The following is a 10,439-nucleotide window of genomic DNA, read 5'->3' as shown; positions in this document are numbered from 1 at the left end:
CAACATCAGCCAGTATGGCAGTTGAATAACAGCTTTAAACGCACTACGCATCCCTAATTCTAATTCAATTTTGAGGGGTCAGCTTGTTCAAGTATATCCAGTCTATTATAATGTTTCTAATCTGGTCGTTTTCATCGGAAAAGGAAATCCAAATACAGTCGCCATTGACGGCTGGTAAAAATTTAGTTTGCATTAATAAAGTTTATGTTTACTAAGATAACAATGATTTTTTTAATAAGTGTAAACGTGCGCTGTACAATATTCTTGTGGTCAACATGCCCTATTTAACACATCAAGTTTCTATTTGTGTCTCCCTAAGTTCATTTCTTAAATGTGCTATTTTCGATTTACCCTCAATCAAGATTATTTCTCAAACCACGGAAAACTATTCACCTGTTTTACAACACGTTGATAAAGCCACCTTACATCGAATTAGTACCCAATTCTCTAGAGGCGAACTAGGATCACTATTATACACGGCAGACAAAACATCTAGCTTGACTGAATGATGATTTTATCCAAGTAACATCATGATGCACAAAATTGCAAAGAGCTGAACTAAATTTGTAATATACAAAAATAATTATCTAATTGATTTAATAAAACAACATTTCATTTTTCGGTCAAAAAGAATAAATGATGATTCAGAATAGTATTCTAAAGCAGCAGAAATTTGAAAATACATTTTTCAATCTTTAAACTTACTAATCTTAGATATAAATTCTATTGACATATAAATTTTCAAAAACCAAAAATTTATGAGTAGTGATAGAGATTACTTTAAAATATCTTACAACGAGTATATAGCATTGATTAATACAGATTACGAAAAAGATTCAAGCTTTGACCTCTGTTCCATTTCAATCGTTGAAGTGATCAAAACTTTTCACCATAATCGATCGGACTTAAATCACTACCGTATAAGCATCTATCATAGATCAAACTCTTTTTCGCCTCGTTTTGAGCAAAATTTGAAGAATTTTTTGGAAGCATAGAGCTAATTTTATTTCAATAAGTTTATTCCCTTAAAATCCCAATATTCATCCTGAAGGATATCTCTTTTACTTTTAATTTCTTCGACTAACTGGAGTACCTCTTCTGTAAAAACAGATTCGCCAAGATTCATTTCCACCTCTGTTTGAATCTTCCAGAGAGAATACGAAATCGTTTCAAGCTGATTTTTAAAAAACTCAATCCGCTCTTGACTAAGGTCATTATTTTCTCCCTCAATCCACTCCTCCAAAGAATATTTTTCCAAATCAAGAACATAGCTTTTTCCGGATTCAAATTGAAAGCCTAAATTTTGAGCAACTTTTAAAGACGCCTCGTAATTTAAATCGATCAATTGTGAACTATCGATGCTTATCGATTGTTTCTCTCTAGTCTGAGACAGGTATGGCAATATGATTTCCCTCATTGACTTTGTCAAAAGGCCTCTCTTTCTAAAATTAGGTGAGATGTACCAATGGAGATCATAAATCATATCATAAACTATCCCAACGTATAAACCGTCATCATTTTTGATAAAAAAACAAGGAAGTGGATCGAACTGAACTCCATTTTTGGTTTTTTCTAACCACACTTTTGCAATGTCAACATTCTTCTTCAATTCTCTTCTATGAATAGATGCTGATTCCCCTGTATTTGCATCATCCAGAATTTCTTGTAAATTTTCCTCTGTCATTGAGCACTATTTATAGGTTTAGTAGATACTTCAAAACTTTTAAATCGATCGAGACATCAAAGAATTTTTTCTTTTCGATCATTATCAAGTAGGCAATCATAACCTACAATTATAAATTTTAATATACCCTCGTTACCTAATATCAGTTCATTCTGTTTAATACTTGAGACCACAGCACCTCATTGTATACAAAACTCAAACGCCTTCTAAACCTTCTGTAATATATCTATTGTTTCGATAATTTTATCCGTTAAAGAATTTATAGAAAGATTTTCTTCTCCCAAATCCCTAATCTTAGAATATAATTCATTGTTGTCAGGATAGTAAGATGGAAGATCATTAACGACTGTCTCCCATAATTCCTTAGCTACTGACCCCGTGACACCAACAGGGATTGGAATGATATTGTTTTTTAAACAAATATCGAACTCTTCCAGCATTCCATCAGCTTTAACGATATCATTTCCTTCCTTTTTGTTTCCAAAAATAAAAATAGCGATTCCAGCCATTGAAATCATTTCATTTCGATTAATGGTACGCATTTCTTCTAAACTTAAACTTCCAGTTTGAACTTGAGGAAAAGGTCTCAAAATTAATAGATCATCCAAACTTCTAAAATTTGAATTTAACTTATAATCCAACGCACCATTAATTACAATACTCCCAATACCAATACCAAAACCTGATACTATTTTATATTTTTTGCTCGCTAATTTATAGCTCAAAGAGTGCACAAAATTTTTAGCATTTTCCTCACTAAACGGTGTATAATCATCTGAAGCTCCGGAAATGAAAATATTCTTTCTTTTAATCCTTTTTTCTATCTCAGAAAGAATGTCAGTTATTTCTGAATATGATTTAACAAGAATTGCCTTAATTCCATAACGTCGCAGGTCTTCAATTTTTAATTCTTGTCTGATATGGGCATACATGTAATCTTGATGATTTTCCTCTGGCTTTTTTCCCCCATCCTTGAAGTCATCCTCATTGACCTCTTTGAAAAAACAAAAATGGGTTGGTGTATTATCTCGTAATAATATCCTTATTCTACTTAATATATATTCAAGATTGGGATCATCAAAACTAAAACCAATAAAAAGGAAAGTTTTAGAAAGCAAATCGCCCCTTAATGCAGTAGAAAATAGCTCCTTCTTATCGTTATATGTTTCATAATCGTCTTTTGTCAAAACCGCTTCATCCGGAGAGTCTTTATCGCCATGCATCTTATATAAAATTGCATCTTTCTTCTTTATGTTGCTACCAAAATCTACATTGCGTATTTTTCTTTCAACAGTCTTCCCATAAGATTCTAAAGTTTTTTCTATTAATTGGTCATAATTAGTTGTCCAGAAAGTATCAATGTCTAAGCGAGAGAGAATAAAATGATTTTCACTGCCCTTACTAAGTGAGGTAAATTCATTCTTAATTTTTTCATTTATCTTACCTCTATTGAATTTATTTGTATGATATTGTGCAATTGAAATAAGATCATGCTCTTTTTTTATATCCAGTTTCAACTCTTCTGCAAGATCTTTCAATAATCCTTTCCAATCAACAAAACCAAGAGCAGCAGAAAGCCCGGCTCCAGCAAAAATGGCAGCATCTCCGTTGTTAATTTCTGTTATATATTGATTTATAAATAGTTTTTGCTCTGCTGTAAATTTCATTTTTGTAGCCATTTTTGTAATGGTATCCTTGATCCTTTATGCTCAACGTAATAAGTTCCAGGCACGAATGTATATTCAGAAGTTATGATAGGATAAATTTTTAAGTATTCAGATCCACTGAAAATATTATCTTCCTTTTCTGTAATAGGCATAATGGCTATATTTTCACCATATTTAAATGCATCTCCGTATCCCAGTTCCCAATTGCACCATCTCGAGCGTATAGCTTGTTCAGTTGCTAACAATATAAATTTTTCATTTTCTCTGATCTTTTCCTTAATTCTTGTAGCCGTATATTCATTCGTATTGGCAGGTATGCCCGAATCAAGCCAATCGACATATACGTCCACGCCTAGTTTATTAAGAAGTACAATAGCTTGCTGAATAATGTCCTTTTCATCATGCTTATGTGAAAGGAATACTGACGTCTCGTAAGAAAACTTTTTCCGTTCCCTTTTTTTCTCAGCTTGATTTTTTAGTTGAACAGATTCATTTAAGCTGCTAGCAACACTTGATAAAAGTTTTTTAGATAGTAAATTTTTCACGTGAATAGTTTAATAAATGCCCCTTAACTTATTTTACATAATTTGTAGTCCCATAAATTTTTACTCTTCATATATGCATTTTCAATATATTTTGCTGGATCCGTTAGAAAATCATCTTCTTCGATAATAGAAAAGTATGAGCCAGTCAATTGATCGAATGTTTTACAAGTTTTACAAGTGTACCTATCATTAGTTATTAAATTAAGACGATTATTTTTAATTATGTCAAATAGATAATTAGTATCCAAATATCTTGAAATACAACCATCTTGATTTTTCCTCCTTGAAACAATCCAATCATAATTACCATTTACTTTCATAATGACACCTAATATTCCATTTGTTTTTGACGCTCTCCCATCCCGGCTAATCTCTTTTAAAGAATATTCAATTTCCCACTCTATCCAATCGCTTTTTATCATATTAGGGGATATTATAACTATGGTCACCGATGTTCCATAAATCATATCTTTTAGATTGTTTTTTATGTTTTCCACCGAAGTAGTAACCAAATTAGGAGAGTCTGCAGTTTCCCCTCTATAATATTCAGCGTCCTTCCCTAACTTATCAATAATTTTATCCCGTAATCCCCTAGCCTCGCTATATTTGTAGGAAATAAAAGTCTCTCTTGCCATTTTCTAATAAAAAATATTAAAACCTATAGAATTAAGCATAGTTTAGCAACACACTTTCATACGAAAACCGCAACTCTATTACCTTAAACGAATATAATTAATAAAAATATCCCCGGTTACTAAAATAATCGCTGGAATTGAAATTCAAACAAGTTTTATGGCTACTACTATACTTTCACTAAGATAAGAAAAATTTTAACACATTTAAATAGTCAAATACACCAAAATTTTACACTAAATGTGTGTATACGTTGAATAAAATTCATATATAAGCCTGGCAATAAAATCAATATCCTCTTCCAATGTTTCAGAAAATCTCTCTAATGTTTTGGAAGGCATTCTTAATCTCTTTGTTTTACATTCGATGAATATTTTCTCGTTATCTGACAAGACAATCCAATCAGAGGTCTTGAGTGAATTCCGTTTGTATTCAAATACGATCTCTTCAGAAATAGTATATTCTTTCCCTTGACTATTTTTATTGAGAATTACGCCAACATATCTTTCAAAAGACTTACCAAAAGGATTAGCCAAATTGCATTCAGATTCTTAAATCTTAGTAATATAATAAACCTCTGAAAGTAGTTCCAAAAATTGTGATTAGAAAAGCACAAAGAATAGAAAATCAATTTTAAAAAAAAATAGATTTGATAATCGACTATTTCGACGAATTATTCGGAAGTTTTATTTCACATAGATTCTTATTTTTTTTGCTCTAATTTTGATTTCAACACATATGATAATAGATTAACATTACAATGAAAACAATCGAAAACGAGTTCGTAAAATGCGTAATTATTGGCTCTGGTCCAGCAGAATATAAAGCAGCAATTTATGCCGCTCGCGCAGATCTTTCTCCTGTTATGTTTACTGGGATGACTCCGGGAGGACATCTGACTCAAACTACTGAAGTTGATAATTTCCCTGGATATCCTCAAGGAGTAACTGGACCAATTCTGATGGAAGATCTCAGAATGCAAGCAGAAAGGTTTGGCACAGATATACGATTTGGATATGTAACTAAAGTTGACTTTTCAAAAACAGACGGCAATCATATATTGGAAATCGACGGATAAAAGAAAATTATTGCACAAACAGTAATAATTGCAACAAACGCAACAGCTAAATGGTTAGGTTTAGAATCGGAAGAAAAATATAATGGATTCGGTGTATCTGCCTGCGCTATATGTGACGGTTTCTTTTTCAAAGGACAAGATGTTGCAATAGTCGGGGCTGGAGATACTGCCGCGGAAGAAGCTACTTATTTTTCAAAGATTTATAATAAAGTTCACATGTTGGTTAGAAAAGATGAATTTAAAGCATAAAAAGCAATGTTCGCTAGAGTGATGGCCACATCAAATATTGAAGTACATTTGAATACGGAAGTTCAAGAAATACTTGGCGATGGAAGAGCAGTCAATGCTGTACTTGTTAAGAATAATATTAGCCACGAAAAAGAGACTGTAAAATAGACTGTGTCAAGGATAATAAATAGAAGTATTATTTTTGACATAGTATTATGAATATTAAAGAAAGCGATTTTGATTTTGAGTCCATGAAGGATAAAGCCCTGAAACAGTTAGGGAGCGGAGAATCACTTTATGGCAATAACGGAGCTTTTGCTCCATTAATGAAAAAGTTTTTAGAAGCAGCGTTAGAAGCAGAGATGGAGAGCCACATGGACGCGGCTCAGCGCTCCAGTGGTAATCGGCGTAATGGCAAGTCCATTAAGCAGATCCGAACTTCGGAGGGTACGATCGATATTGAAACACCCCGTGACCGTCAATCCAACTTCGAGCCCCAGCTCGTTAAGAAACGTGAGACTATCTTAGCTGAGAGCCTTGAGAAGAAGATTTTGGGTATGTATGGGCTCGGTATGAGTTTGCGTGATATTTCGAATCACATCAAGGAAATGTACGATACGGACATCAGCCACAGTACGCTTTCTTCCATTACCGATAAGATCATTCCTGAGGTCAAGGAATGGCAATCAAGAAGCCTGGATTCTCTTTATACGATCGTGTGGATGGATGCCATGCATTACAAGGTTAAAGAAGACCATCGTTTTGTTTCTCGAGCAGTATACAATATCCTTGGCGTTGATCGAAAAGGGCACAAGCATTTACTGGGGATGTATGTTTCGGAAAATGAGGGTGCTAACTTTTGGCTGAGCGTACTGACCGATTTACAGAACCGGGGTGTGGAGGATATCTTAATCGCCTGTATCGATAATCTAAAAGGCTTTTCTGAAGCGATACAGAGTGTTTTTCCCGACACTGAAGTACAGACCTGTGTCGTGCACCAGATCCGTAATAGCTTAAAGTATGTGACCAGTAAGGACCAAAAGGAATTTATGAACGACCTAAAACCAGTTTACCGAGCCGATACATTGGATCTTGCCGGACTGCGGATGGATGAACTTCAGGATAAATGGGGTGAAAAGTATCCGGTGGTCATCGACTCGTGGCGGCGTAACTGGGATCGTCTGACCATCTATTTCCGATACGATAAATCCATCCGAAAATTGATCTACACCACCAATACGATCGAAGGATTCCATCGCCAGGTCCGTAAGGTCACTAAAACCAAAGGTGCGTTCACTTCAGACTTGGCGTTATTGAAATTGGTTTATTTAGCACATAAAAACATTAAGAAAAAATGGACGATGCCACTGGCCAATTGGGGAACTACGGCACAGAAATTAGCAATTTGATTTTCGGGAAGAATGGTGTTAGATTTGCAATAAGCAAAGTGGCTGAATTACCTTCTCGCGAGGAGGTAATTCAGCCAATGACACAGTTTATTTTACACTCCCACGAAATATACTATTCCCATATCTGGAATCTTTATTGCTATTGGTGTAAACCTTTCTTTCTCTTGACATAACTCTGTTAAGTTGTTAAATTCTCTTACCTTAATGTTCACTCCAGTCTAACAATTTTACTTCCTCAGAAATATACCATCTGTTAATTCCACAATTTTTAAAAATGTCACCTTTTAATATATCTCATCAAAAGAATAAATGACGAAACAAACAAACTTAAACAAGAAAAATAAAAGATAAATAAATTACTATTTACAATTTTAAAAATCCCAAATACAATAGATCCAAAAAATAGAGCAATAAATAATGGATAGTTTTCTCCTTTACCAATCCAATTCCACATTCCATATCTTTTAATAAATAAAATCCCTAGTATTCCAGAAATATAGCCTATAATACTTCCGAATAAAACATCTAATAAGAAATGAGCTCCTACCGCGACTCGCGTTAGACATAATATAATTCCTAAACAAACAATAAATGACGTCCAAAGAAGCTTAAAATACTTATCTGCAGGCATTAAAACTAAAAGAACAACAGTCAGGACAGTAAAAATTGTAATCGAATGCCCAGAAGGAAGACTATTGCTTCCATAATATGCTTTACCTATAATCACAAAACTATTTTCATGAAACGCTGATGCTGGTCTTGGAACTTTAAATAACCATTTCAAAGGGGAGCATATTAAACCAGAAATAATACTAGCTGATATAAGTGCTTCCCATAATTTAGGTATATAAACTAATAAAGGTGTGAGTAAGGAGAGAAAAATAAAAGCATCTCCTAGTTGTGTCAGATTGTATTGAATTAGTGGAAATTTTGCTAATTCAAAATTTAGGTAAAAAAAAGCTTCCTTCTGAATTTCTATATACGAATTAATAGAAAAAGCATCATTTAAATAAATATAAATGGTTATTATTAACAGTAGAATAAGTGGCAAATAAAGATAAGTGAGTTTTACTCTATTTACATTTAAAACGGTTTTTTCTTTCATTGTTTGATTAATCTTAAAATATTAGGCTTAAAAATTTTAAATACTTATTCTTATCCAAATACACCAGTAATCTTGTCTAAGAATAACTTTACACTGCGTTTATGAAAATTTTAATGTCTTATCCCTCTATAGTGTAAATAGGTATGTTTTATTTGAACAATAAAAGCTATAATCAATGCTATTAGAATTACAATTATAAAAAACACCATGAGTGGAGATCTTTTTCTTCTCTTATAGTGATTAGGAACACTTTTTACAACATTTCTTTTCCTTTTTTTAGTAGGAGATTGTCTTCGATAATACTTCTGCTTTTTTTTCATTCCAATTTTCAGATGTTAAAGCATTCTGTTATTTAATAATAATAAATCGATGATTTCGTGTAGAAGACATTGCTAAGGATATTCGTTATCAGACGACCGCCAATTACTATATTACTTTCAGGAAAATAGCATGCTTCAGAAAATAAATAGCAGGATGCCAAAACCAGTAATGACCTTGTTCTTAATATTGAATTTTATGATTATGCCAAACACAATGTATATCGCTAGTTAACATTTAAAAATCAAGCTTGCCCATATCTCGTGAACAAAAAAGGTAAGGAATAAAAGAAAGTAGTATAAGGTAGGAAGAATCAAATATTGCTTGATGACATTGATTAATCTTTTGGCATCACGCAGTAAGAAATCAAAAGTAATATATAAATATACATTATACCCTAACTCACTTAAATTTCAAATGAATTTAGGAGAAAAATTTTGGCGGCTGCCAGATAGTACCTGAATACTGGGAGAAAAAGCTACAATCCCACATTCTCATTTTTTTCTTTAAGAATAACTGTATTGGAACGTGCAATTCAGGAACATTAAAACTGAAGGAAACAACTGAGATACTACAGCATGTGCACTGGCAAAAGGGTGTACAATAATCGTCCTTGTCCTTGTCATGTCTATGGCTAGTTTCATTCGCGTATTTGGAAAGAGCTTCACAACTATTATTAATATCCCCACAAGGCACTGTAAAGAGTGCTAAGATATAAAATAACAATATAGCTGCTTTCCATCTCATATTTAAAACAAAAGTAATAAAAAAACTCCTTTCTTATTAATTTTGAATAAAATTATACTTACTATGCTTAAGTATTAGCAACACTATTTTTTATTGAGACCTTATATAATCTCTTATTTCATTTTTGTTTGCAAAGCCTTATAAAAATAGCTTTTTAATAAATTAGTCATGTACGTTAATGTCTTGCTGCCTCTTTGATTCAATTTGAAAAGTTGTATGCGACAGTTTAAAATCCTTTGTAGCCCTATCATTTAAAGCAGCAAGGATAATATCTGTATCCATTTTACTGTGCACCAAAACATGAGAACTCATAGCGTTGACGCCTGATGTGAGAGACCAGACATGGAGATCATGTATTTCTATTACGCCATCCACTTGTTCAAGTGTATTTCTCAGTTTTTCTATATCGACATCCTTTGGGGTGCTCTCCAACAAGACATTTATAGCTTCTTTCAAAAGTTTCCAAGTCCTAGGGAAAATAAGTAAGCCAATAGCAGCGGAAATGAGAGGATCGGCATAATACCAATCTGTAATCAGCATGATAATACCCGCAATCATCACCCCTATTGATGTTAACCCGTCAGATAAAACCTCAAAATAAGCACCTTTCATATTCAAACTTTCAGATGAATCTTTTCGTATGATTATGATTCCTATTATATTTACTATAAGGCCAATTCCCGCGACTAACATCATGCTGCCACTCTGTACCTTGGGAGGATCCATAAATCGCTGCCAAGATTCGAAAAGAACATAAATTGAGATAGCAAGCAGTACGACAGCATTTATAACTGCAGCCAATATCTCTGTTCTAAAATATCCAAAAGTCTTTTTAGAATTGGCTTTTCTTTCGCCAATCTTAATAGCAATAAATGACAAAAAAAGTCCAGCTACATCCGTAAACATGTGTGCTGCATCTGCCAACAAGGCTAGACTTTTTGTCAATATACCTCCTACGACCTCTGCAATTAAATAGGTTCCACTTAATCCTAAAACGATTAGTAGTATGCTGCTCCCCTAAAACT

At 33.2% G+C, this 10,439-nt stretch carries 8 protein-coding genes and 1 pseudogene; 2 read left to right on the top strand and 7 right to left on the bottom strand.

Features of this window, described 5'->3' with window-relative positions; translation table 11 throughout:
- Positions 1–1,003: 1,003 nt before the first annotated feature.
- From B2X73_RS04545 to B2X73_RS04530, 4 genes are all read right to left on the bottom strand, one after another.
- The gene (locus B2X73_RS04545; protein ID WP_088160832.1) at positions 1,004–1,684 is read right to left on the bottom strand and encodes a hypothetical protein; all 681 of its coding nucleotides are present in this window, start codon (positions 1,682–1,684) and stop codon (positions 1,004–1,006) included.
- A 206-nt stretch (positions 1,685–1,890) separates the two neighbouring features.
- A complete protein-coding gene (locus tag B2X73_RS04540) occupies positions 1,891–3,351 on the bottom strand; it encodes an SIR2 family protein (RefSeq protein WP_198386063.1) in 1,461 nt (486 codons plus the stop codon).
- On the bottom strand, positions 3,348–3,896 hold the full coding sequence (locus B2X73_RS04535) for a toll/interleukin-1 receptor domain-containing protein (protein ID WP_088160830.1): 549 nt from the start codon (positions 3,894–3,896) through the stop codon (positions 3,348–3,350). Before B2X73_RS04535 ends, B2X73_RS04540 begins: the two co-directional genes overlap by 4 nt.
- Positions 3,897–3,919: 23 nt before the next feature.
- Positions 3,920–4,531: a TIR domain-containing protein gene (locus B2X73_RS04530; protein WP_088160829.1), complete on the bottom strand. Its 612-nt coding sequence runs from the start codon at positions 4,529–4,531 to the stop codon at positions 3,920–3,922.
- 758 nt (positions 4,532–5,289) lie between these two features.
- Between B2X73_RS04530 and B2X73_RS04525 the strand changes: the two are divergent.
- Positions 5,290–5,997: pseudogene (locus B2X73_RS04525) on the top strand (NAD(P)/FAD-dependent oxidoreductase); the annotation flags it as partial.
- Between the two features lie 53 nt (positions 5,998–6,050).
- Positions 6,051–7,244 carry an IS256 family transposase gene (locus tag B2X73_RS04520; RefSeq protein ID WP_286768322.1) on the top strand — a complete coding sequence of 398 codons (1,194 nt, stop codon included), beginning with the start codon at positions 6,051–6,053 and terminating at the stop codon, positions 7,242–7,244.
- 277 nt (positions 7,245–7,521) lie between these two features.
- Here B2X73_RS04520 and B2X73_RS04515 read toward each other — a convergent pair whose 3' ends face one another.
- From B2X73_RS04515 to B2X73_RS04510, 3 genes are all read right to left on the bottom strand, one after another.
- Positions 7,522–8,349 carry a phosphatase PAP2 family protein gene (locus B2X73_RS04515; protein WP_286768323.1) on the bottom strand — a complete coding sequence of 276 codons (828 nt, stop codon included), beginning with the start codon at positions 8,347–8,349 and terminating at the stop codon, positions 7,522–7,524.
- A 741-nt stretch (positions 8,350–9,090) separates the two neighbouring features.
- Positions 9,091–9,414 carry a DUF6660 family protein gene (locus B2X73_RS15325; RefSeq protein ID WP_353681976.1) on the bottom strand — a complete coding sequence of 108 codons (324 nt, stop codon included), beginning with the start codon at positions 9,412–9,414 and terminating at the stop codon, positions 9,091–9,093.
- Between the two features lie 162 nt (positions 9,415–9,576).
- Entirely contained in the window at positions 9,577–10,422 is an 846-nt protein-coding gene (locus tag B2X73_RS04510) for a cation diffusion facilitator family transporter (RefSeq protein ID WP_291095851.1), read from the bottom strand.
- Positions 10,423–10,439: the final 17 nt, after the last annotated feature.

It is taken from the genome of Empedobacter sp. UBA7252, assembly GCF_002472765.1.
Lineage (GTDB): Bacteria > Bacteroidota > Bacteroidia > Flavobacteriales > Weeksellaceae > Empedobacter > Empedobacter falsenii_B.
Note: the sequence above shows the minus strand (reverse complement) of the source record. Positions and strands in the feature narration are given on the sequence as shown.

What these genes read in the sequence shown, in the direction of transcription:
- B2X73_RS04545 (WP_088160832.1), bottom strand. Translation starts at nt 1,684, where the DNA reads ATGACAGAGGAAAATTTACAAGAAATTCTGGATGATGCAAATACAGGG.
- B2X73_RS15325 (WP_353681976.1), bottom strand. Translation starts at nt 9,414, where the DNA reads ATGAGATGGAAAGCAGCTATATTGTTATTTTATATCTTAGCACTCTTT.
- B2X73_RS04540 (WP_198386063.1), bottom strand. Translation starts at nt 3,351, where the DNA reads ATGAAATTTACAGCAGAGCAAAAACTATTTATAAATCAATATATAACA.
- B2X73_RS04515 (WP_286768323.1), bottom strand. Translation starts at nt 8,349, where the DNA reads ATGAAAGAAAAAACCGTTTTAAATGTAAATAGAGTAAAACTCACTTAT.
- B2X73_RS04520 (WP_286768322.1), top strand. Translation starts at nt 6,051, where the DNA reads ATGAATATTAAAGAAAGCGATTTTGATTTTGAGTCCATGAAGGATAAA.
- B2X73_RS04530 (WP_088160829.1), bottom strand. Translation starts at nt 4,531, where the DNA reads ATGGCAAGAGAGACTTTTATTTCCTACAAATATAGCGAGGCTAGGGGA.